The organism is Mycobacterium sp. 4D054 (genome assembly GCF_052245755.1).
GTDB lineage: Bacteria > Actinomycetota > Actinomycetes > Mycobacteriales > Mycobacteriaceae > Mycobacterium.
This window is the reverse complement of the sequence record NZ_JBQQCF010000009.1, coordinates 112,056-133,923: the sequence shown is the minus strand read 5'-3', so window position 1 is coordinate 133,923 and position 21,868 is coordinate 112,056. Positions and strand designations below refer to the sequence as shown.

The 21,868-nt window shown below is 67.0% G+C and carries 20 protein-coding genes; 10 read left to right on the top strand and 10 right to left on the bottom strand.

What is annotated here, in order from left to right; genetic code table 11:
* Positions 1-6: 6 nt before the first annotated feature.
* A complete protein-coding gene (locus ACTWP6_RS09625; protein WP_260755466.1) occupies positions 7-999 on the bottom strand; it encodes a Zn-ribbon domain-containing OB-fold protein in 993 nt (330 codons plus the stop codon).
* Positions 1,000-1,069: 70 nt separating this feature from the next.
* Between ACTWP6_RS09625 and ACTWP6_RS09620 the strand changes: the two genes are divergently transcribed.
* From ACTWP6_RS09620 to ACTWP6_RS09610, 3 genes are all read left to right on the top strand, one after another.
* Positions 1,070-2,110 (top strand): LLM class F420-dependent oxidoreductase, encoded by a 1,041-nt coding sequence (locus ACTWP6_RS09620; RefSeq protein WP_443187493.1) that lies wholly within the window; start codon positions 1,070-1,072, stop codon positions 2,108-2,110.
* An 85-nt stretch (positions 2,111-2,195) separates the two neighbouring features.
* Positions 2,196-2,870, top strand: a complete 675-nt coding sequence (locus ACTWP6_RS09615) for an acetoacetate decarboxylase family protein (protein WP_443187507.1) — start codon at positions 2,196-2,198, stop codon at positions 2,868-2,870.
* A gap of 164 nt (positions 2,871-3,034) precedes the next feature.
* A complete protein-coding gene (locus ACTWP6_RS09610) occupies positions 3,035-4,231 on the top strand; it encodes a cytochrome P450 (protein ID WP_443187492.1) in 1,197 nt (398 codons plus the stop codon).
* Between the two features lie 18 nt (positions 4,232-4,249).
* On the opposite strand, the gene ACTWP6_RS09605 is transcribed toward ACTWP6_RS09610, so the two are convergent.
* Complete coding sequence (locus ACTWP6_RS09605) at positions 4,250-5,005, bottom strand: hypothetical protein (protein ID WP_443187491.1); 756 nt, start codon at positions 5,003-5,005, stop codon at positions 4,250-4,252.
* A 73-nt stretch (positions 5,006-5,078) separates the two neighbouring features.
* On the opposite strand from ACTWP6_RS09605, the gene ACTWP6_RS09600 reads away from it, so the two are divergent.
* The gene (locus ACTWP6_RS09600) at positions 5,079-6,125 is read left to right on the top strand and encodes a DNA topoisomerase IB (RefSeq protein WP_443187490.1); all 1,047 of its coding nucleotides are present in this window, start codon (positions 5,079-5,081) and stop codon (positions 6,123-6,125) included.
* On the opposite strand, the gene ACTWP6_RS09595 is transcribed toward ACTWP6_RS09600, so the two are convergent.
* Positions 6,112-6,912, bottom strand: a complete 801-nt coding sequence (locus tag ACTWP6_RS09595) for a crotonase/enoyl-CoA hydratase family protein (RefSeq protein ID WP_443187489.1) — start codon at positions 6,910-6,912, stop codon at positions 6,112-6,114. The genes ACTWP6_RS09600 and ACTWP6_RS09595 overlap by 14 nt on opposite strands.
* A 68-nt stretch (positions 6,913-6,980) precedes the next feature.
* Between ACTWP6_RS09595 and ACTWP6_RS09590 the strand changes: the two genes are divergently transcribed.
* Both ACTWP6_RS09590 and ACTWP6_RS09585 read left to right on the top strand, forming a co-directional pair.
* Complete coding sequence (locus ACTWP6_RS09590) at positions 6,981-8,630, top strand: acyl-CoA synthetase (RefSeq protein ID WP_443187488.1); 1,650 nt, start codon at positions 6,981-6,983, stop codon at positions 8,628-8,630.
* Between the two features lies 1 nt (position 8,631).
* Entirely contained in the window at positions 8,632-9,753 is a 1,122-nt protein-coding gene (locus ACTWP6_RS09585) for an NAD(P)H-dependent flavin oxidoreductase (RefSeq protein ID WP_443187487.1), read from the top strand.
* A gap of 5 nt (positions 9,754-9,758) precedes the next feature.
* Here the strand turns inward: ACTWP6_RS09585 and ACTWP6_RS09580 are convergent, their stop codons facing one another.
* The 7 genes from ACTWP6_RS09580 to ACTWP6_RS09550 are packed head-to-tail and all read right to left on the bottom strand — an operon-like array spanning position 9,759 to position 18,666.
* Positions 9,759-10,478, bottom strand: coding sequence for an LpqN/LpqT family lipoprotein (locus tag ACTWP6_RS09580; RefSeq protein ID WP_443187486.1), 720 nt, complete (start codon positions 10,476-10,478; stop codon positions 9,759-9,761).
* An 8-nt stretch (positions 10,479-10,486) separates the two neighbouring features.
* Entirely contained in the window at positions 10,487-11,611 is a 1,125-nt protein-coding gene (locus tag ACTWP6_RS09575) for a Rieske 2Fe-2S domain-containing protein (protein ID WP_443187485.1), read from the bottom strand.
* Positions 11,604-13,190, bottom strand: coding sequence for an FAD-binding protein (locus ACTWP6_RS09570; protein WP_443187484.1), 1,587 nt, complete (start codon positions 13,188-13,190; stop codon positions 11,604-11,606). Before ACTWP6_RS09570 ends, ACTWP6_RS09575 begins: the two co-directional genes overlap by 8 nt.
* Complete coding sequence (locus ACTWP6_RS09565; RefSeq protein ID WP_443187483.1) at positions 13,183-14,847, bottom strand: AMP-binding protein; 1,665 nt, start codon at positions 14,845-14,847, stop codon at positions 13,183-13,185. Before ACTWP6_RS09565 ends, ACTWP6_RS09570 begins: the two co-directional genes overlap by 8 nt.
* Entirely contained in the window at positions 14,844-16,355 is a 1,512-nt protein-coding gene (fadD17, locus tag ACTWP6_RS09560) for a long-chain-fatty-acid--CoA ligase FadD17 (RefSeq protein ID WP_260755453.1), read from the bottom strand. The genes ACTWP6_RS09565 and fadD17 overlap by 4 nt, the downstream gene beginning before the upstream one ends.
* An 11-nt stretch (positions 16,356-16,366) precedes the next feature.
* Positions 16,367-17,476 (bottom strand): acyl-CoA dehydrogenase family protein, encoded by a 1,110-nt coding sequence (locus ACTWP6_RS09555; protein WP_260755452.1) that lies wholly within the window; start codon positions 17,474-17,476, stop codon positions 16,367-16,369.
* An 8-nt stretch (positions 17,477-17,484) separates the two neighbouring features.
* Positions 17,485-18,666: an acyl-CoA dehydrogenase family protein gene (locus ACTWP6_RS09550; RefSeq protein ID WP_260755451.1), complete on the bottom strand. Its 1,182-nt coding sequence runs from the start codon at positions 18,664-18,666 to the stop codon at positions 17,485-17,487.
* Positions 18,667-18,837: 171 nt separating this feature from the next.
* Here ACTWP6_RS09550 and ACTWP6_RS09545 point away from each other — a divergent pair, with 171 nt between their 5' ends.
* From ACTWP6_RS09545 to ACTWP6_RS09530, 4 genes are all read left to right on the top strand, one after another.
* Positions 18,838-19,029 carry a ferredoxin gene (locus tag ACTWP6_RS09545; protein ID WP_260755450.1) on the top strand — a complete coding sequence of 64 codons (192 nt, stop codon included), beginning with the start codon at positions 18,838-18,840 and terminating at the stop codon, positions 19,027-19,029.
* Between the two features lie 13 nt (positions 19,030-19,042).
* Positions 19,043-19,987, top strand: coding sequence for a 3-oxoacyl-ACP reductase (locus ACTWP6_RS09540; protein ID WP_443187482.1), 945 nt, complete (start codon positions 19,043-19,045; stop codon positions 19,985-19,987).
* A 273-nt stretch (positions 19,988-20,260) separates the two neighbouring features.
* Positions 20,261-21,019, top strand: a complete 759-nt coding sequence (locus tag ACTWP6_RS09535; protein ID WP_443187481.1) for an MlaE family ABC transporter permease — start codon at positions 20,261-20,263, stop codon at positions 21,017-21,019.
* Positions 21,016-21,858, top strand: a complete 843-nt coding sequence (locus ACTWP6_RS09530) for an MlaE family ABC transporter permease (protein WP_443187480.1) — start codon at positions 21,016-21,018, stop codon at positions 21,856-21,858. The genes ACTWP6_RS09535 and ACTWP6_RS09530 overlap by 4 nt, the downstream gene beginning before the upstream one ends.
* Positions 21,859-21,868: the final 10 nt, after the last annotated feature.

Genomic DNA, 21,868 nt, shown 5'->3' with positions numbered 1-21,868 from the left:
CCGTCCTCAGAGGTGATGCTTGTAGGTGTCGTAGTCGGCGTCGGGTTCGCCTGTCGGCTTGAAGTACTCGATGTTGTCGATGCCCAGGCCCCACTGGTCCTTGGGCTTCCATACCGCCTGCACGCGCATGCCCATCCGCACCTTGTCGGCCTCGATGTCCGAGACCAGGTGCAGCACCGGGATGTCGGCGCCGTCGAGCAGCACGTACGCCGCCACGTAGGGCGGTTTGATGCGCTGCCCGGCGAACGGGATGTTGATGATCGCGAACGTGGTGACGGTGCCTTTGTCGGGCAACTCGACGAACTCGTCCAGAGGTTGTCCGGTGGCTGGATTGGCTTCGCGCGGAGGGAAATACACCTTTCCATCGGCGCCGGTGCGGGCGCCGAGCAGCTTGCCCTGTTCGAGGGCGCGCAGGAACGCGCTCTCGGGCTGCGACGCGGTGTGCTGAATCTCGATCCAGCTCGGCGCCACTTGCATGGTGATCGGGTCGAGACCCTCCGGTGGAGGCGGCACGTCCTCCGGCTGGTCCCCGAGCGCGAAGTACGCGATGTCGGTGATCGCGCCGACGGGCTCGTCGACCCAGTGCGCGTGCACCCGCGCCCCGGTGCTGATCGCGTCGGGACCGTCGGCGGCCACGGCGTGCAGCATCGGGGTGTCGGCCCCGTCGAGAGTGATCAGTGCCCACGCGAACGGGCGGTCCAACGGCTGGCCCTCGAGTGGCTCCGGCTGCCACGTCCACGAAATGACCGTGCCGACGCTGGCCACCGGTACGATCTCGGTCAATTGCTCCCAGGTGACGGGGTCGTACTCGGCGGGCGGGACGAGCACCTTGCCGTCCGAACCGCGAACTCCGACGATGCGCCGCTCGCGGAGCGCGGTGAAGAACTGACCGAGGAGCGGTCCTACTGAACGGGTGTAGTCGAATGCGAGCTTCAGCGGCGCGGAAAGCGGCGGCTCATGCGGATCGATCTGCACCGGGCTGCTTTGGCTGGTGGTCACGGCATCGAGTAGAACAGGTTCTAGGAATGGTTTCAAGGAGCGGGCCGGGCGGCCCGGAAGGACGGGTGCCGTGAAGTTGGGACTTCAGTTGGGCTATTGGGGGGCGCAGCCGCCGACCAACCATGCCGAGCTTGTCGCCACGGCCGAGGAGGTCGGCTTCGACACGGTGTTCACCGCGGAGGCGTGGGGTTCGGACGCCTACACCCCCTTGGCGTGGTGGGGGCGTGAGACCAGCCGGATGCGTCTGGGCACGTCGGTGATCCAGCTGTCGGCGCGGACCCCGACCGCGTGCGCGATGGCGGCGCTGACGCTCGACCATCTGTCCGGGGGGCGGCACATCCTCGGGCTCGGCGTGTCCGGCCCGCAGGTCGTCGAGGGCTGGTACGGCCAGAAATTCCCCAAGCCGCTGGCCCGCACCCGCGAGTACATCGACATCCTGCGTCAGGTGTGGGCACGCGAGGCCCCGGTGCGCAGCGACGGGCCGCACTACCCGCTGCCGCTGACCGGCGAGGGCACCACCGGCCTCGGCAAGAACCTCAAGCCGATCACCCATCCGCTGCGGGCAGACATCCCGGTGATGCTCGGCGCCGAAGGCCCCAAGAACGTCGCGCTGGCCGCCGAGATCTGTGACGGCTGGCTGCCGATCTTCTACTCGCCGCGCATCGCCGGCATGTACAACGAATGGCTCGACGAAGGATTCGCCCGCCCGGGTGCGCGCCGTACCCGGGAGACCTTCGAGATCTGCGCGACCGCCCAGGTCGTCGTCACCGATGACCGTGCCGAGATCATGGAGCTGATGAAGCCGCACCTGGCGCTCTACATGGGCGGCATGGGCGCCGAGGACACCAACTTCCACGCCGACGTGTATCGCCGGATGGGCTACGCAGAAGTGGTCGACGACGTGACCAAGCTCTTCCGATCTGGACAAAAGGACGGGAAAGAGCAGGCGGCCAAGATCATTCCCGACGAACTGGTCGACGACTCGGCGATCGTCGGCGACTTGACCTACGTGCAGGAACAGATGAAGGCGTGGGAGGCCGCAGGCGTCACGATGATGGTGGTCGGCGCGCGGTCGGCAGAGCAGATCCGCGAACTCTCCGGACTGTTGTAGACACTTCTTGCTCGTTGTCTGGAACACGTTCTAGATTGGCTCGGTGAGCCCTTCCCAGCACGTGATCGCCGGCCAGATCGTCACGATGCCGGTGCAGATCCGGCAGGCGACTCAGCACACCGCGATGTACTCGGTGGATGCCGACGCCGCCCAGAGGCTGATCGACTACAGCGGGCTGAGGGTCTGCCGGTATCGACCAGGGCGCGCGGTCGCGATCCTGATGTTGGTGCACTATGTCGACGGCGACTTGGGCCAGTATCACGAATTCGGCACCAGCATCATGGTCAACCCGCCCGGTTCGGAGGCCACGGGCGTGCGCGCGCTGCAGTCGGCGGGCGCCTTCATCCACCACCTCCCGGTCGACCAGACCTTCACCCTCGAAGCCGGCCAGAAGATATGGGGCTATCCGAAGGTGATGGCGGACTTCACGATTCGCGACGGGCGCCACTTCGGATTCGACCTGAACATCGACGGCCAGTTCGTGCTCGGCATGGATTTCCACCCGGGTCTGCCGATCCGCCTGACGCCGCGCACACAGATACAGCGCAGTTATTCGCACCGCGACGGCATCACTCGGGAAACGCAATTCGAGATGACGCTCGGCGGGGTACGGAACCGCCCGGGCGGTGTGGATGTTCGATTCGGCGAGCACCCCTACGCGAAGGAACTCGCGTTGCTCGGCTTGCCGAAGCGCGCGATGCTGTCCACTTCTGCGGACACTGTGCAGATGACCTTCGGCGATGCCGTACCCGTTGGGTGAGGCCGCAGTTCTACTGCGGCAGTCGAGGCCGATCTTGCGGGCCAGGTTGCCGATCTCAACCGTGACCGACTTGTAGGTCGCGCGGTTCTTTCAGGTGCAGGCGTAAAGCAGAACGGCCGAGTGACGCGTCGTCTAGATTCCCTTACCAACCGATGGAGGCGGGCATGACACGTACCAGACCAGACGTCGACCTGACCGACGGCGACTTCTACGCCGGCGATTACCACCCCGTCTACCGGTGGATGCGCGAGAACGAGCCGGTGTTTCGCGACCGCAACGGGCTGGCCGCCGCCGCCACCTATGCGGCGGTGATCGAGGCCGAGCGCAACCCCGAACTGTTCTCCAATGCAGGCGGCATCCGCCCCGACCAGCCGGGTGTCGAGATGATGATCGAGATGGACGATCCGCAGCATCTGCTGCGGCGCAAACTGGTCAATGCAGGCTTCACCCGTAAGCGTGTCAAAGACCTGGAAGGGTCCATAATCTCGCTCTGCGACACCTTGATCGACGCGGTGTGCGAACGCGGCGAGTGTGACTTCGTGTGGGACATCGCGGCCCCGCTTCCGATGGCGGTCATCGGCGACATGCTCGGGGTCCGGCCCGAGGAACGCGAGATGTTCCTGCGGTGGTCCGACGACTTGGTCGGCGCGTTGAGCAGCACCGCCGATCCCGAGCAGTTCCAGGTCACGATGGACGCGTTCGCGGCGTACAGCGAGTACATGACGGGCATGATCACCGAACGCAAGACGGAGCCGACCGACGACCTCGTCAGCGTCCTGGTCCACTCCGAGGTCGAAGGGCAGAAGCTCGAAGATCATCAGATCGTCACGGAGGTGCTGCTGCTTCTGATCGGCGGCGACGAGACCACCCGCCACACGCTGTCGGGAGGCACCCGAGCGCTCCTACGCCATCCCGATCAGCATCAGAGCCTCATCAAGAACCTGGAGCTGCTGCCCAACGCCATCGAAGAGATGCTGCGCTGGACCGCGCCGGTGAAGAACATGGCCCGAACCGTCACCGCGGACACCGAGTTCCACGGCACGCAACTCAGGCAGGGCGAGAAGATGATTCTGCTGTTCGAGTCGGCCAACTTCGATGAGAAGGTGTTCGACGAGCCCGAGCGGTTCGACATCACCCGCTATCCGAACAATCACCTTGCGTTCGGCTTCGGCACGCATTTCTGCTTAGGGAATCAGCTGGCCCGGCTGGAGCTTTCGCTGATGCAGGAGCGGCTGCTCAAGCGATTGCCCGATATGCGGTTGGCCTCCGATGCGCAATTGCCCTTGCGCCCGGCCAACTTCGTCAGCGGCCTGGAGCAGATGCCAGTGACTTTTAGCCCGACCAAGCCGCTCAACATCTGATCCCGCAGAAGACCACGCCTACCGCCACTGGCCGGTGAGCAATGGCTCCGTGGGGTGCAGGTCGCGTTCCATGCCCAGCTCGGTGAACACGTCCGCCGACCGTCGGCTCTCCCTTCTCGTGGGCAGCGACAGCCCCAACTCGCGGGTGACGTCCGGGCTCGCGCCGATCAGAACGAGCTCGGTTCCCGGGTAGTCGAGAAAGTCGGGTGGGTCCAGCGTGGTGAACCGGCGGCCGCCAAATTTCTCCCGCAGGGCGTCCGGGTAGTCCGGACGCCGCGACGACGGCAGGCCGGCGCGCGGTCGGTCCGGCGGGGGCGGTGCGTCCGGGTTGCGTACGGTCATGACGAGGCTGGCCTGCGGCCGGATCTGGAACGCAGCCTGGACCGGTCCTGGTGTCTTGGGCAGCTCGAGCGCATAGGCGAGGTGGGTATGGCCATCATGGTCGACGACCGCGTACACGCCTTCGCCCGCGGGGCGCACCGCCGGTTCCACCCGCACGCCGCGGGTCTTTGTTTCGTAGGTGTAGGGATCAAGTTCGTCCTCGAGATCGGTGGCCGTGTCTGTGACGAGGTCGATGAAGCCCCAGGTCCGCTCGTGGTCCTCGACGGAGGGTAGCCGTTTGCGACCGACGATCATCCGCCGGAATCTCGGTTTGTCGGACGGCTTGAGGATGACGTAGAACCGCGCCACGTCGTCGAGGCCATGCACGTGCTGCGCATCCACCTTCGGGCGGTAACAGAAGAAGATGTCGCCCTGTTCGGTTACCCGGGTCATTGACGTGGTGTCTCCGCAATCTTTGCGCCTAAACATCATGAATAGGTCGCTACAACGCGGGCACCCCCGATGGATGAGTCGCCCCGACCCCGCCGTAGCGGAATGCGCAGGCCTGACCTATGTCACCGACTCCGAACCCGGTATCACCAGGGAGCGCGTCGAGGACGGTTGGATATACCGGCGCCCGGACGGCAGCCTTGTCTGCGGCGACGACCGGGCCTGGATAGACGCGATCGGCATCCCGCCGGCCTGGAACCAGGTGTGGATCAGCCCGAGGCCCGACGGGCACATCCTTGCCACGGGTCGAGACTCACGCGGTCGAAAGCAGTACATCTACCACCCGCGCTGGCGCGAGGTGCGCGACCGCACCAAGTTCGACCGGGTGGGTCACTTCGGGCGGGCGCTGCCGGCAGTGCGGCGCCGGGTCATTCACGACCTGGACCTGCCAGGGCTGTCTCGCGAAAAGGTGCTCGGGGCGGTGTTGCGCCTGATGGACTTGACGTTGATACGCATCGGCAACGACGAGTACGCCCGGCAGAATGAGCATTACGGCCTGACCACGCTGCGCCACGAGCACGTCCGGTTCGAGGACCCAACCACGGTGATGTTCGAATTCCGGGCCAAGTCCGGCAAGGAACAACGCGTGCGGCTGTCTGACCCGCGGCTGGCCGAGATCGTATATGCGTGCCACGAGTTGCCTGGCCAGAAGCTCTTCGCCTACATCGACGACGACGGACGGGTCGTCCACGTCGGATCGGCCGAGGTCAACAACTACCTGCGCGAGATCACCCGGGCGATCTTCACTGCCAAGGACTTTCGCACCTGGGGCGGCACCGTCACGGCCGCGGACGTGCTGGTCCGAATCGGCCCGTCCCGATCCCTGACCGAAGCGAAACGCAAGATCAACAAGGCCATCGACGCGGCCGCGGCACGGCTCAACAACACCCGCGCGGTGTGCCGGAAGAACTATGTCGATCCTCGGGTGCCCGATTCGTATCTCGACGGGTCGCTGCATCCGACGTTCGCTCGAGCGCACAAGCGACCGTGTCTCTCACGCGCCGAGTCCGGCGTCCTGTTGCTCGCAGACGAACGGCGCCTGCTCAACGTCAACGCATCGTGAAGTTGGGGGCGCGCTTCTCCTTGAAGGCCCGCGGGCCCTCCTTGGCGTCCTCGCTCAGGAACACCGGGATGCCGTTGGCGGTGTCGGGCTTGAACGCCTCTTCTTCGTGCATGCCCTCGGTCTCGCGGATGGTCTTCAGGATCGCCTGCACTGCCAGCGGCCCGTTGTTGTTGATCACCTCGGCGATCTCCAGCGCCTTCTCCAGCGCGGTCCCGTCCGGGACGACATGGCCGATCAGGCCGTATTGCAGAGCCTCGGCGGCGGTGATGTGGCGCCCGGTCAGCAGCAGATCGCACGCGATGGTGTACGGGATCTGGCGCGGCAGCCGCACCGCGGAGCCACCCATCGGGTAGAGGCTCCACTTCGCCTCGGAGATACCGAACTTCGCGCTCTCCCCGGCGACGCGGATGTCGGTGCCCTGCAGAATCTCCGTTCCGCCGGCGATGGCCGGGCCCTCCACGGCGGCGATCAGCGGCTTGGTCAGCCGGCGGCCCTTGAGCAGACCCTCGATCTTCGACGGGTCGTAGCTGCCATCGGCGAACGAGTCACCCGGCGGCCTTTTCGACGCGGCCTTGAGGTCCATGCCCGCGCAGAAGTAGCCGCCGGCCCCGGTCAGGATGCACGTCCGGATCTCCGGATCGGAGTCCACGCGGTTCCACGCGTCGACCATGATCGAGAGCATCTCAGCAGACAGCGCGTTGCGCGCCTGCGGCCGGTTCAACGTCACGATCAACGTGTGTCCGCGCTGCTCAACCAGGGCGTCGGGACCTTCTTGGGACTCGCTCACGGGCGTCCGCCTTTCCTCGTCGAAGACAGCGACTTGTCTGGAAATGTAACACGTTCTAGTTTAGAGCCGTGGCTCTGAACATCGCCGACCTCGCCGAGCACGCCATCGACGCCGTGCCTGACCGCGTCGCCCTGATCTCCGGCGACGACCAGCTGACGTACGCCGAGTTGGAAGACAAGGCCAACCGGTTCGCGCACTATCTGCTCGATCAGGGCATCAAAAAGGATGACAAGGTCGGCCTGTACTGCCGCAACCGGATCGAGATCGTGATCGCGATGCTCGGCATCATCAAGGCCGGAGCCATCCTGGTCAACGTCAACTTCCGCTACGTCGAGGGCGAGCTGAAGTACCTGTTCGACAACTCGGACATGGTCGCGCTGGTGCACGAGCGCCGCTACGCCGACCGGGTGGCCAACGTGCTGCCCGAGACCCCGAACGTCAAGACCGTGCTCGTGGTCGAGGACGGCTCCGATGACGATTACCAGCGCTACGGCGGCGTCGAGTTCGAGGCCGCGCTGGCCCAGGGTTCGCCCGAGCGCGACTTCGGGCCCCGCAGCGAGGACGACATCTACCTGCTCTACACCGGCGGCACCACCGGTTTCCCGAAGGGTGTGATGTGGCGCCACGAGGACATCTACCGAGTTCTGTTCGGCGGCACCGACTTCGCGACCGGTGAGCCGATCGCCGATGAGTACGGCCTGGCCAAGCAGGCGGTGGAGAACCCGCCGATGGTGCGTTACCCGATCCCGCCGATGATCCACGGCGCCACGCAGTCGGCCACCTGGATGGCGCTGTTCTCCGGACACACGACAGTGCTGGTGCCGGAGTTCGATCCCGACGAGGTCTGGCGCACCATCGCGAAGCACAAGGTGAACCTGCTGTTCTTCACCGGTGACGCGATGGGCCGGCCGCTGCTGGACTCGCTGCTCGCCCACCAGGACGAGGGCAACACCTACGACCTGTCTTCGCTGTTCCTGCTCGCCAGCACCGCTGCGCTGTTCTCCACCAGCATCAAGGAGAAGTTCCTCGAGCTGCTGCCCAACCGGATCATCACCGACTCCATCGGTTCGTCGGAGACCGGGTTCGGCGGAACCAGCATCGTGGCCAAGGGAGAGTCGCACACCGGCGGCCCGCGCGTCACGATCGACAAGAACACCAAGGTGCTCGACGAGGACGGCAACGAGATCGAGCCCGGTTCGGGCAAGCGCGGCATCATCGCCAAGTGCGGGCACATCCCGGTCGGCTACTTCAAGGACGAGAAGAAGACGGCCGAGACGTTCAGGACGTACAACGGTGTGCGGTACGCGATCCCGGGCGACTACGCCGAGGTGGAGGCCGACGGCACCGTGACGATGCTGGGCCGCGGCTCGGTGTCGATCAACTCCGGTGGCGAGAAGATCTACCCCGAAGAGGTCGAGGCCGCGCTGAAGGGACATCCCGACGTGTTCGACGCGCTGGTCGTCGGCGTTCCCGATCCCCGGTTCGGGCAGCACGTCGCGGCGGTCATCCAGCCCCGCGAGGGCGCCCGCCCGACGCTGGCCGAACTCGATGCATTCGTGCGCAAGGAGATCGCGGGCTACAAGGTTCCGCGGAGCCTGTGGTTCGTCGACGAGGTGAAGCGCTCGCCTGCGGGCAAGCCGGATTACCGCTGGGCCAAGGACACCACCGAGGAGCGCCCGGCCGACGAAGTGCACGCCAACCACGTGGGAGCGAAATAGCATGCGAACCGAACTCTGCGATCGCTTCGGCATCGAGTATCCGATCTTCGTCTTCACCCCGTCGGAGAAGGTCGCCGCCGCGGTCAGCAAGGCCGGTGGTCTGGGTGTGCTCGGCTGCGTGAGGTTCAACGACGCCGACGACCTGGAGAACGTCCTGCAGTGGATGGACGCCAACACCGACGGCAAGCCCTACGGTGTGGACGTCGTGATGCCGGCCAAGATCCCGACCGAGGGCACCTCGGTGGACATCAACAAGCTGATCCCGGCCGAGCATCGCGAATTCGTCGACAAGACGCTCTCCGACCTCGGCGTGCCGCCTCTGCCTCAGGACGAGGAGCGCTCCGAAGGCGTTCTGGGATGGCTGCATTCGGTGGCGCGCAGCCACGTCGAGGTCGCGCTCAAACACCCGATCAAGCTGATCGCCAACGCGCTCGGTTCGCCGCCCAAGGACGTGATCGACCAGGCGCACGCGGCCGGGGTGCCCGTCGCCGCTCTCGCCGGTTCGCCGAAACACGCGCTGCGCCACGTGGAGAACGGTGTCGACATCGTCGTCGCCCAGGGCCACGAGGCCGGCGGCCACACCGGTGAGATCGGCTCGATGGTGCTGTGGCCGGAGATCGTCGACGCGTTGGACGGCAGGGCTCCGGTGCTGGCCGCCGGCGGTATCGGCACCGGCCGGCAGGTCGCTGCCGCGCTCGCCCTCGGTGCACAGGGTGTGTGGATGGGCTCGGCGTTCCTGACCTCGGCGGAGTACGACCTCGGCGAGCGGCTGGAGTCCGGGCGGTCGGTGATCCAGGAGGCCATGCTCAAGGCCACCTCCGCAGACACCGTGCGCAGACGCATCTACACCGGCAAACCGGCGCGGCTGCTCAAGAGCCGCTGGACCGACGCGTGGGACGCCGACGGCGCACCCGAGCCGTTGCCGATGCCGTTGCAGAACATCCTGGTCAGCGAAGCCCACCAGCGGATGAGCGAGTCGACCGATCCCACCACCGTCGCGATGCCCGTCGGTCAGATCGTCGGCCGCATGAACGAGATCCGCCCGGTCGCCGACATCATCGCCGAGCTGGTGAGCGGTTTCGAGGAAGCCAGCAGACGGCTGGACGGTATCCGCGAGGCCTGAGGCCGCTACTGCGGGGTGATGGTGGTCTGGTCGTCGATGGCCAAGGTCGCCGGGCCGATGATGTCGATCTGGTTCTCCAGCCCGTCGGCGTTTAGTTGAAGGACGTACCAGGAACCGTCGCGGCCGGGGATCACGACCGTCTTCTGGGCGGCCAGCTTGGTGACACCGTTCTGCACCCAGGTGCCGCCGAGTTGGAACGCGGGGAACTCACCGAGCGTGGTGAGCTTGCCTTCGCTCATCGGCGTCCAGCCCGGCAGGTTGCTGGCTTCACCGGCGGACGCCTGCAGGAGCGCTTGCGGGTCGACGTCACCGACCAGCTTCGACAACAGCGCGACGATGCTCGGGGTGTATTCGGCTGCCCCCGGACCGGTGTAGACGATCGCCGCATACGCCCACTCGGGGGTGTCGTCGCCTGCGTCCTCCCAGCCGTCCGGAATCGGTAGGTCGATGATCGGCGCGCCGGGATCGCCGCGGCCGACGGGGGATTCCTCGATCCCGTTCTGAGCGAGGTAATCGGAGATGGTCATCGCCGGGCCACCGGGCGCCTGCTGCCGCGGGGCGATTCGTGAGGTCGAGGGTGCGGCCACGCTCGGCGACGTGGTGGCATCGGTGGATCCGGGTGCCGCGGCGGTGCCGGTGCCGTCGGTCGACGTGGTGCAACTCGTCGCGACCACCGCCAGCGCCGCGGCGATCGCGGTGAAACGGGTGACGGCCGCAATGTTCATGGCGGACGTCAGCCCTGCCTGGCCGCCATGTTGTGCTCGACCTCCTGCTGCCAGAGGTCGTACGCGTGGCTGGTGTCGACCTCCTGTTCGTAGCGGTCGGTCATGTCGGCGGTGACATCGGCTGCGTCGACGTAGAACTGCTGGTACCACCGGCGATGCTGATAGACGGGGCCGTCCTCCTCGGTCAGCAGGGGGTTCTCCACCGGTGACTTGTTCTTCCAGATCTCCACGTCTTCGAGAAATCCCTCGCCGAACGACCGGCTCATGGCCGCGGCCAGCTTGGCGGCGTTCTCGGCAGGCAGCGCCGGCATCTGCTGGACAGCCACGCCCCACTGCAACATGAACGAGTTGTGCGTCACGGGGTAGTGGCAGTTGATCAGGGCCACCTCCACGGTGAAATCGGGGGCGAGATCGTTGTGCAGCCAGTTGATCATGTAGGCGGGTCCGAAGTACGTCGCCTCAGAGCGCAGATACGTTCCTTCCCAGAGCTTTTCCGGATTCGCGACGAAGTCCGGGCGAGGCTTCGACTCCATGAACTGGCTGGCGGTGTGTCCGTCGATGACGTTCTTGAAGTAGGTCGGGTACGCGTGGTGGATATAGAAGAAGTGCGCCATGTCCACGTTGTTGTCGACGATCTCGCGGCAGTGGGCACCGTCGATGAGCACCGAACTCCACTGCCACGGCGACCAATGGCCCTCGTCATACCCTTCGATCGTCGGCGGGATCAGCTCGGTCGGCGCGGCCGACCGCTCCGGGTCGTGCCACACCAGCAGCTGACCGTTGACCTCGGTGGTCGGCCAGGAGCGGGTGCGAGCCACGCGCGGCGTGCGTTTGGCGTAGGGGACCAGTGTGCATCTGCCGTCGCCGCCCCAGCGCCAGTCGTGGAACGGGCAGGCGATCTCGTCGCCTTTGATGGTGCCCTGGGCGAGGTTGCCGCCCATGTGCCGGCAGTAGCCATCGAGAACCTTGAGTGCACCTTGGCTGTCGGCGAAGACCACCAGGAGCGTGCCGAACGCGTCGATGCCGTGCGGTTTCCCGTCTCGGAACGCCTCGGCCAGCCCGAGGCAGTGCCAGCCCCGTGCAAACCGGGTCATCGCCGCACCGGTGTCGATCTCGCGGATGGCGTCACTCATGGTTTCCTCCTGCCATGTCGAGCACAGCGAGGTGGCTGAAGACCATGCTGGTGCCGATCGGGTTACCGCCGCCCGGATAGGTGGTGCCGCTGGGCGCGGCCATCGTGTTGCCCGCCGCGTACAGCCCGGGAATCACATTGTCCGCCCGATCGAGCACTCGCGCGGCGGTATCGGTGCGCAACCCGCCTTTGGTGCCCAGATCCGAAACCCCGAATGCGGCCGCGTGGAACGGACCCTTCTCGATGGGATACAGCGGCGCCGCGCCGCCCGAGAACGCCCGGTCGTAGGGTTCGTCGCCGCGGCCGAAATCCCTGTCGCGTCCCTCGCGGACGAACCCGTTGAACCTCTCGACCGTTTCCACCAGGTTGCGTGGCGGAACCCCGATTGCCGCCGCCAACTCCTCGAGGGTGTCGGCGGTGCGCCACAATCCGGCCGCGACGTACTTGTCCGGTTCGACCATCGAGACGTTGGTCGCCTTCACCGGCGGCACCACCCCGTCGCCGTCGTCGTAGATCATCCAGAACGGCAGGGTGACCGTGCCGTCGGCGACGGCCGTCAGCACAGCCCGCCCGAGCCGGTCGTAGGCCGCCGATTCGTTGACGAAGCGCCTGCCCTCATCGTCGACGAAGATCCCGCCGGTGAACCACAACGCGAACGCCGACGTGCCGTCGGGATGGGTCAGGCCGGGGGACCACCACGCCTGATCCATCAGGTCGGTGTCGGCGCCGGCGGCGATGCCGGCCAGATGCGCCAGGCCCAGATTGCCCCACGGTCCCATGGTGTCCCGCGAGGTTCCCGGCACCCCGTAGCGGGCACGCAGGTCGTCATTGCGTTCGAAACCGCCCGCGGCCAACAGGACTCCCCGCCGGGCCCGGATGGCTCTGCGCTCTCCATCCGATTCGACGATTGCCCCGACAACCCTGCCGCCGTCGACCACAAGTTCGGTCAGCGCGGTGTTCAACCGGGTCGCCGTATGCGGGAAGCGGGCCGTGGCCGCGAGGAGTCGGGCGATCAGCGCACGACCCCCGACGAAGTAGTCGTCGGGCTGGGCACGCCCGAGCCGGTCGGCGTCCAGCGGTCCGCGAACGAGCTCACGCAACTGTGGGGCGGCGGCCACCTTCAACGGCTTGGCCGCGATGTGGCGCATCCCGTCGGCGCGGGCCTTCGGGGCGCTGCCGAAGTAGTCCGGCCATGGCAGCAGCGAAAACTTCAGCAGCTCATCGCTTTCCAGGTACTCGATCAGCGGTGCGCCGCTGCGGACATAGGTCTCCTGCAGCGCGCGCGGTGTGCGGTCACCGACCACCGCGGTGTAATACTCCACAGCGTCGTCGAGGGTGTCGTCGGCACCCGCCCGCACCAACACGGGGTTGCACGGAAACCACATCCCGCCCCCGCCGGAATACGCCGTGGTGCCGCCGAACTTGTCGGTGGCTTCCACCAGGAGCACGTCCAGGCCTTCCCTGGCGGCGGTATAGGCGCCGGTCGCCCCGCCCGCACCGGACCCGGCCACCAGGACGTCGGTGGTCTCATCCCACCGGGTTGAATCATGCTCGCGCGAGTGCTCATCGGATTCAGGCATGGTGTTCCCTTCCATACGCGGCGAATTCGGCGTCGAGGGCGACGCGATCCTTGGCGCTCATCAGCCGGAAGCGCGGATGTCCCCGGCCCGCCCATCGGTACACCGACTCGTCGGTGTGCCAGCGCTGCGCCTGCAGCTCACGTTTGAGCACCTTGTTGGATCCGGTGGCGGGGAGCTTCGCCGACACCCGCAGCAGACGGGGAAAACCCTTGGCGCCCAGATCATCCCGGTCGGCAAGGAACGACGCGAACGCATTGACGTCGAACGAGTCCGGGTCGGGCACCTCCACGGCGGCCATCACCTGGTCGCCCGACCGTGGATCGGGGACGCCGTAGACCGCCGCGGCCAACACCCCCGGGTGACATCGCAGCACCCGTTCGACGGTCAACGTCGAGATGTTCTCGCCGTCGACGCGCAGCCAGTCACCGCGCCGGCCGGCGAAATACAGGTAGCCATGGCTGTCGACGTAGCCGAGGTCGCCGGACCAGTACCAGCCGTTGTGAGTTCGTTCGGCATCGGCGGCATCGTTGTTGTAGTAACCCTCGAAATCACTGGCGCCCCGCCGGTCGACGATCTCGCCGATGGCCTTGTCGGCGTTGAGCACCCGGCCCTGGGGATCGAGCTCCGCCGGGGGACACGGTGTCATCGTGACGGGGTCGACGACGACGACGTCGCCGTGCGCGGGCCGGCCGAGCGCCGACGGCGGTGCCGACGGATCCGGTCGGGCCACCGCGCCGCCCTCGCTGGAGCCGTACCCCTCGAACAGTCGCGCACCGAACCGGCGCCGGAATTCTCTCTGGTCCTCGGGGGAGGCCTCGGTGCCGAACCCGCGCTCCAGCGGGTTGTCGGCGTCATTCGGGGACTCCGGGGTGGACAGCAGGTAGGCCAGCGCCTTTCCGACGTAGGTGAAGAACGTCGCCCCGAAATACCGGACGTCGGAGAGGAATCCGGACGCCGAGAACGTCGGGGTGAGGCATATCGTCGCACCGTTGGCCAGCGCGGGCGCCCACAGCGCCATGATCGCGTTGCCGTGGAACAGCGGCATGCAGCAGTAGTCGACGTCGTCGCGGTGATGCCCGAATTTGTCGGTCGCGGCATACGCGATGCGGGCTAGGCGGCCCTGGCTGCACTTGACGGCCTTCGAGTTGCCGGTCGTACCCGATGTGAACAACAACAGCAGCAAGGATGCTTCGTCGGCGCCGGGCGCCGGCACGGGTTCGACCCGCTGGGCCCGCAGCAATTCGGCGTACCCGGGGTCGTCGACCACCAGCACGCGGTCGTCCGCCACGCCGTGGTCGAGGCCGGCCAGTCGGCGCGCACCGGCGGTGTCGGTGATGATCAGCCCGCAGTCGGCGTGCCGGATGTCGGCGGCCAGCCCGTCCGATCCGCGAGTCGGGTTCAGGCCGACGACGGTGGCTCCGGCCAGTGCGGCACCGCCGAGCCAAAACACGAAATCGGGCACGTTCTCCAGCAGCACCCCGATGTGCACGGCGTCACCGTCGCTGCCGCGCCATGTGTTCGCCAGGCAGGCCCTGGCCGCCGATTCTCGGACCACCTCGTCCCACGTCCAGTCCCGTTCGCGGGTGCGCAGCCCGGGCCGCCGGTCGCCGATCCGGTCGCACAGCATGGTGGCGATGTCGTCCCGGCGCGCGGTCATGGCCGCACGATCTCGTAGACGGGGTCCGCGCAGTCGACGCCCTCGGCGGAGAGTTGACGTTTGAGGACCTTGAACGTCTCGGTGCGGGGAAGAGCGTGGGCGGTGCGTACGTATCGCGGCCACTGCTTGGGGCCCAGATCGCGCTGCTCGGCCAGGAATCGGGTGAAGGCGGCGGGATCGAACGGGACCTCCTCCGGCAGCACGAGGGCGGCCATCACCTGATCACCGACCGCCGGATCGGGGATCGGGTACACCGCTACCTCGGTCACTGAAGGGAACCGCATCAGGATCCGTTCGATCGGGGCGGTGCCCAGGTTCTCACCGTCGACGCGCATCCAGTCGCCGAGGCGGCCCGCGAAGTACGCGAACCCGTGCTCATCCCGATACGCCAGGTCACCGCTGTGGTAAACGCCGCCGCGCATGCGCTCGGCTTCGGCATCGGGATCCTTGTAGTACCCCCGGAACTGGCCGGGCCCGTCGGTGTTGACCAGTTCCCCGACCTCGCCGGGCCCGCATTCGGCGCCCGTGCCGACGTCGATGATCGTCACGCCTGCGGTCAGCGGTCCCAGCGCGCCTTCGGGGGTGTCCGGGGTCCGGGCGATCGACACCCCGCCCTCGCTGGAACCGAAGCCGTCCACCACCCTCACCCCGAACCGCTCGGCGAACCGGTTCAGGTCCCGGGGCGCACCCTCGTTGCCGTACGCGATCCGCAGCGTGTTGTCGGAGTCGTCCGGACGTTCGGGGGTGGCCAGGACATAGGACAGCGGCTTGCCGACGTAGTTGGCGTACGTCGCGCCGAACCTGCGCACATCGGGGAAGAACTGCGACGCAGAGAACTTGCGGCGCAGGGCGATCGACGCCCCGGCGGCCACCGCCGGCGCCCATCCGGCCATGATCGCGTTCGAATGGAACAGCGGCATCGACAGGTAACAGGTGTCGCCGGGCCCGAGTCCGAACCGCTGCGCGAGCATGTTTCCCGGAAAAGCGATCTTCTCGTGGGTGCACCGCACCGCCTTCGGATCACCACTGGTGCCCGAGGTGAAGATCAGCATGAACAGGTCGTCGGGGTCGGGGTCGGGGAAGTCGGCGGCTGCGCCGCGGTGGGCGTCTAACTCGGCTTCGAACGCCGGTGATTCGACGGCGACGGCCGAGATGCCGTCCTGTGCGCCGTTGCGATCGGCGAGCACCAGCTGACAGTCGGCGTGGTCGACGTCGCGCTGCAGCGCCGCACCCCGGCGGGTGGGGTTCAACCCGACCGGCACGATGCCCGCCAGCGCCGCCGCGACCAGGACGGTGCCGAAAAACGGCGTGTTCCCGAGCAGCACCCCGACGTGAGGCGGGCGGTCCGGATCGAGCCTGCCGCGCAGCACCGACGCGAGTGCCGCACCGTCACGAATGTGGTTGCGCCAGCTGGTGAACGACACCGATCCGCTCTGCGGGTCGACCCAGTGCACCCCTCGGTCGTCGACCTCGGCGAGTTTGGCCAGCAGGGACGAGACGGTTGCCACCGGCGGGCGGCTCAGGCCGGGGTGTCGGCCAGCTCGCGGCCGATGCGCAGCAACTGCCCGGTAGCCCCGCCGACAGCGAACTCGGTCTGCTTGGCGGCCAGGAAATAGCGGTGCACCGGATGATCGACGTCGATACCGACGCCTCCGTGGACGTGCACCGCGGTGTGGGCGACCCGGTGGCCGGCTTCGGCGGCCCAGAACGCCGCGCTGGCCACGTCGATGTCGGCAGGCAGGTCCTCGGAGAGTCGCCAGGCCGCCTGGGTCAACGTCAGGCGGAGACCCTTGATGTCGATGTAGCCGTCGGCCAGGCGGGACGAGACCGCCTGGAAGCTGCCGATCGGGCGGTCGAACTGCTCACGCTCGCGCGCATAGGACGCCGTCATCTCCAGCGCCCGCTCGAGCACTCCGAGTTGATAGGCGCTGCGGGCCAGCGCATGCCGGGTGATGAGCCAGTCGAGTACCTCGGGCCCGCCGACACGCCGGTCGTTCCCGACCCCGACGCCCTGTAACTGCAGCGCGGCGACACTCCCGTGACCGGTGGTGTCCAGCGCGGTGACCGTCACGCCGTCATCGGTGGAGGACACCAGGAAAACAGCGGTGCCGGAATCGGTTTCGGCCGGTACCAGGAAGGCGTCGGCGTTCACCCCGAAAGCCACCTGGGTCCGGGTTCCGGTCAGGCTGACACCATCGGCCGAAGCCTGTGCGCGCACCGGTCCCTCGCCCATCTCGCCGTCGAGTGCGACCGTGAGCACCTTCTCGCCGCTGATGGCCGGTGCTGCCCACTCCTGCTGCAGTGGCTCGGATCCGAATCGTGCCAGCGCGCCCGCGGCCAGCACCACCGACTCCAGGTACGGGACCGCGGCCAGCTGGCGGCCCAGCGCCACCAGCACGGCGACCTCCTCCAGCACTCCGAAACCGCCGCCGCCCAACGCCTCCGGCGCCGTGGTGGACAGGATGTCGGCGTCGATCAGCTTGCCCCACAGCTCGCGGTCGAATCGGCCTCCCGCGTCCGGGGTGAGTGCGTCGAGCACACGCTGATGATCCGGGGTGACCACGGACTCGGTGATCGTGCGCACCAGGCCGCCCAGGTCGTCACTGGCTTCGGTTGTCTTGAAATCCATCTCGGGTCCTATCGGTTCACTCGGGGCAGGCCGAGCGCGACCATGCCGATGATGTCGCGCTGGATCTCGTTGGTGCCGCCGCCGAAGGTCAGAATCAGGCAGGAGCGATGCATCCGCTCGATCCGGCCGCGCAGCAGTGCGCCCGGCGAGTTCGTGCGCAGGGTCGCGGCGGTGCCGAGCACCTCCATCAGCAGACGGTAGGCCTCGGTCGCGAGCTCCGTGCCGTACACCTTGGCCGCCGATGCGTCGGCCGGGGACGGTGCGGAGTCCTCGGCGGAGGCCAGCTCCCAGTTGATCAACTTGAGCACCTCGGCCTTGGCATGCACCCGGGCAAGGTTGAGCTGCACCCACTCCGAATCGATGAGCCGCTTGCCGTGCACGTCTTTGGTGTTCTGCGCCCACTCGCGGACCCCGTTGAGCGCCACGAAGATCGGCTGTGCCGAGACGAGTGCGACGCGCTCGTGGTTGAGCTGATTGGTGACCAGCTTCCAGCCGGCGTTCTCTTCGCCGACGAGGTTGGACGCCGGCACCCGCACGTCCTGGTAGTAGGTGGCGCTGGTGTCCACCCCCGACATCGTGTGCACCGGGGTCCACGAGAAGCCCTCCGCGGTGGTGGGCACGATCAGCATCGAGATGCCGCGGTGCTTCTTGGCGTCCGGGTTGGTGCGTGCGGCCAGCCACACGTAGTCGGCGTACGCGATCAGGCTGGTCCACATCTTCTGGCCGTTGATCACGTAGTCGTCGCCGTCGCGTACCGCGGTGGTGCGCAGTGAGGCCAGGTCGGTGCCCGCGCCCGGCTCCGAGTAGCCGATCGAGAAGTGCAGATCCCCCGCGGCGATCTTGGGCAGGAAGAACTTCTTCTGCTCCTCGGTGCCGAACGCCATGATCGTCGGCGCGACGCTGTTGATGGTCAGGAAGGGCACCGGCACGTTGGCGATGGCGGCCTCGTCGTTGAAGATCAGCCCGTCCATCGGCGGGCGGGCCTGGCCGCCGAACTCCTTCGGCCAGGACAGCGTCAGCCAGCCGTCCTTGCCCATCTGCGCGACGGTCTCGCGGTAGACGTTGCCACGTCCCATCTCGCCGTCGTCGGACGCCAGCGCCTCGGCGCGTTCGGGTGTCATGAGCTTGGTGAAGTACGTCCGCAGTTCGCGACGTAGCTCCTCCTGTTCGGGGGTGTAGCCGATTCGCATCGCGTCGTCCTCACTTGTCTGCGAGCCTTGGTTCGAAAGTGCCATCCCGGACGCCAAGGCGTACCTCGGGTGTTCCCCGGTTGTAACACGTTCTAGTGTTGGGGTCCAGGGTGGTGTCACACTGTGTGCCCGGCAGATCGGACCAACAGCCCGGACCGACAGGAGGATCTGATGCGAGTGGAAGTGGATCGTGACCGTTGCGAAGGCAACGCCGTCTGTGTAGGAATTGCCCCCGACCTGTTTGAGCTCGACGACGACGACTACGCCGTCGTCAAGTCTGACCCGGTCCCCCCGGAGGAGGAGGCGGTGGCCGAGCAGTCCATCGCCGAGTGCCCCCGTGCAGCCCTGATCCGCCGCGACTAGAGGTATTCATACTTTGACTGAATCTTGCGCCCTTCAGACGACCGGAATCGATCTGTCCGGCCGCGTCGCCGTCGTCACCGGGGCCGCCGCCGGCCTCGGTCGTGCCGAGGCCATCGGGCTCGCCAGGGCCGGCGCCACCGTGGTGGTCAACGACATCGCCCCGGCGCTGGACAAGTCCGACGTCCTCGACGAGATCGCCGCGGTGGGTTCCAAGGGGGTCGCCGTCGCCGGCGACATCAGCGAACGCTCGACGGCCGACGAGCTGGTGGAGACCGCCGACGGCCTCGGGGGGCTCGGAATCGTCGTCAACAACGCCGGCATCACCCGGGACCGCATCCTGTTCAACATGACCGACGAGGAGTGGGATGCGGTCATCGCGGTGCATCTGCGCGGCCACTTCCTGCTGACCCGGAACGCGGCGACGTACTGGCGCTCGAAGGCCAAGGCCGGCGGCGACGACGGGGCCGGCACGGTGTACGGCCGGATCATCAACACCTCGTCGGAGGCGGGCCTGTCCGGCCCGGTCGGTCAGCCCAATTACGGTGCCGCCAAGGCCGGTATCACGGCGTTGACGCTGTCGGCGGCCCGGGCGCTGGGCCGCTTCGGCGTGCGGGCCAACGCGATCGCGCCGAGGGCGCGCACCGCCATGACGGCGGGAGTGTTCGGCGACGCACCCGATCTGCCGGAGGGCGGGGTCGACCCGCTCTCACCCGAGCATGTGGTGAACCTGGTGCGTTTCCTGGCTTCCCCGGCATCAGAAGGGGTCAACGGGCAGCTCTTCATCGTCTATGGTCCGACGGTGACCCTCATCGCGGCTCCCACAGCAGAGCGGCAGTTCAGCGCCGAGGGTGACACGTGGGACCCCGAGGCCTTATCGGGCGCCCTGAAGGATTACTTTGCTGACCGCGATCCGGAGCGGAGTTTCTCGGCAGTGATGGGACTCGGCGACCCACACTGACAGTCTCGATTGTCAGTGCTGGACGTCGATTAGAACACGTTCTAGAATGATGTGGGTCACACTGGCTTTGAGCTGCGCAGATATGACAAATCTGACGGGATTTGCCGTTCTTTGACACTGCGAACACGTTCTAGTTAATATGATCCGGCCTACTAAGAGCAGTGCTTATCCAAGGGGTGGGAACACGACGTCGGCTCCCGGCATACCAATATTCGCCACGGCACGCCGCCCGTCGTTCCTCCCGAACCCCGCGTCCCGAGAACGGAGCTCAGGTTGATCGAACAGCTTGCGGCGCCGGCGCGGGCCGTGGGCGGGTTCGTCGAGATGTCCTTGGAGACGTTCGTCAAGACCTTCCGCCGGCCGTTCCAGTTCCGTGAGTTCCTCGAACAGACCTGGATGATCGCCCGAGTCTCACTGTTGCCGACGCTGCTGGTCGCCATCCCGTTCACCGTGCTGGTCGCGTTCACGCTCAACATCCTGCTCCGCGAGATCGGCGCCGCCGACCTGTCCGGGGCGGGCACCGCGTTCGGCACCGTCACCCAGCTCGGCCCCGTCGTCACGGTGCTCGTGGTGGCCGGGGCGGGCGCCACGGCGATCTGCGCCGACCTCGGCGCGCGCACGATCCGCGAGGAGATCGACGCGATGCGGGTGCTGGGCATCGATCCGATCCAGCGCCTCGTCGTACCCCGCGTGCTGGCCTCAACCTTCGTTGCGCTGCTGCTCAACGGTCTGGTCTGTCTGATCGGCCTGTCCGGCGGCTACGTGTTCTCGGTGTTCTTGCAGGGCGTGAACCCAGGGGCGTTCATCAACGGGCTGACGGTCCTGACCGGCCTGGGCGAGCTGGTGCTCGCCGAGATCAAGGCGCTGCTGTTCGGGGTCGTCGCCGGGCTGGTCGGCTGTTACCGCGGCCTGACGGTCCAGGGTGGCCCCAAGGGCGTCGGCAACGCCGTCAACGAGACGGTGGTCTACGCGTTCATCTGTCTGTTCGTGATCAACGTGATCATGACCGCGATCGGGGTCCGGGTGCTATGAGCTACGACGCCACCGTCCGGTTCCGCCGGCTTCTGCGCATCTTCCCCCGCGCCGTGGACACCGTGGGTGAGCAGGCGCTGTTCTACGGCGAGACGTTCCGTTACGTCCCCAACGCGATCACCCGGTACCGCAAGGAGACGGTCCGCCTCATCGCCGAGATGTCCATGGGCACCGGCGCGCTGGTGATGATCGGAGGCACCGTCGGCGTCGCGGCGTTCATGACGCTGGCCTCCGGCGGCGTGCTCGCCGTCCAGGGCTACTCGTCGCTGGGCAACATCGGGATCGAGGCGCTCACCGGCTTCCTGTCGGCGTTCCTCAACGTCCGCATCGTGGCTCCGGTGATCGCCGGTATCGCGCTCGCGGCCACGATCGGGGCGGGCGCCACGGCACAGCTCGGCGCCATGCGCGTGGCCGAGGAGATCGACGCCGTCGAATCGATGGCGGTCCACGCGGTTTCGTACCTGGTGTCCACCCGTTTGATCGCCGGGCTGATCGCGATCGTGCCCCTCTACGCGCTGTCGGTGCTCGCGGCCTTCTTCGCCGCGAGGTTCACCACCGTCTACATCAACGGCCAGTCCGCCGGTCTGTACGACCATTACTTCAACACGTTCCTGGTCCCCAGCGACCTGCTCTGGTCGTTCCTCCAGGCGATCGTGATGGCGGTCGCGGTGATGCTGGTGCACACCTACTACGGCTACAACGCCTCCGGTGGTCCGGTCGGGGTGGGCATCGCCGTGGGCCAGGCGGTGCGCACATCCCTGATCGTCGTCGTGACGATCGTCCTGTTGATCTCACTCGCCGTCTACGGCGCGTCCGGCAACTTCAACCTCTCCGGGTAAGGCGGGAACA

Excerpts from the sequence above, each read along its gene's own strand:
- ACTWP6_RS09570 (WP_443187484.1), bottom strand. The coding sequence starts at position 13,190 with ATGCCTGAATCCGATGAGCACTCGCGCGAGCATGATTCAACCCGGTGG.
- ACTWP6_RS09575 (WP_443187485.1), bottom strand. The coding sequence starts at position 11,611 with ATGAGTGACGCCATCCGCGAGATCGACACCGGTGCGGCGATGACCCGG.
- ACTWP6_RS09605 (WP_443187491.1), bottom strand. The coding sequence starts at position 5,005 with ATGACCCGGGTAACCGAACAGGGCGACATCTTCTTCTGTTACCGCCCG.
- ACTWP6_RS09545 (WP_260755450.1), top strand. The coding sequence starts at position 18,838 with ATGCGAGTGGAAGTGGATCGTGACCGTTGCGAAGGCAACGCCGTCTGT.
- ACTWP6_RS09555 (WP_260755452.1), bottom strand. The coding sequence starts at position 17,476 with ATGGATTTCAAGACAACCGAAGCCAGTGACGACCTGGGCGGCCTGGTG.
- ACTWP6_RS09610 (WP_443187492.1), top strand. The coding sequence starts at position 3,035 with ATGACACGTACCAGACCAGACGTCGACCTGACCGACGGCGACTTCTAC.
- ACTWP6_RS09615 (WP_443187507.1), top strand. The coding sequence starts at position 2,196 with ATGCCGGTGCAGATCCGGCAGGCGACTCAGCACACCGCGATGTACTCG.
- ACTWP6_RS09565 (WP_443187483.1), bottom strand. The coding sequence starts at position 14,847 with ATGACCGCGCGCCGGGACGACATCGCCACCATGCTGTGCGACCGGATC.
- ACTWP6_RS09550 (WP_260755451.1), bottom strand. The coding sequence starts at position 18,666 with ATGCGAATCGGCTACACCCCCGAACAGGAGGAGCTACGTCGCGAACTG.
- ACTWP6_RS09585 (WP_443187487.1), top strand. The coding sequence starts at position 8,632 with ATGCGAACCGAACTCTGCGATCGCTTCGGCATCGAGTATCCGATCTTC.
- ACTWP6_RS09580 (WP_443187486.1), bottom strand. The coding sequence starts at position 10,478 with ATGAACATTGCGGCCGTCACCCGTTTCACCGCGATCGCCGCGGCGCTG.
- ACTWP6_RS09600 (WP_443187490.1), top strand. The coding sequence starts at position 5,079 with ATGAGTCGCCCCGACCCCGCCGTAGCGGAATGCGCAGGCCTGACCTAT.
- ACTWP6_RS09530 (WP_443187480.1), top strand. The coding sequence starts at position 21,016 with ATGAGCTACGACGCCACCGTCCGGTTCCGCCGGCTTCTGCGCATCTTC.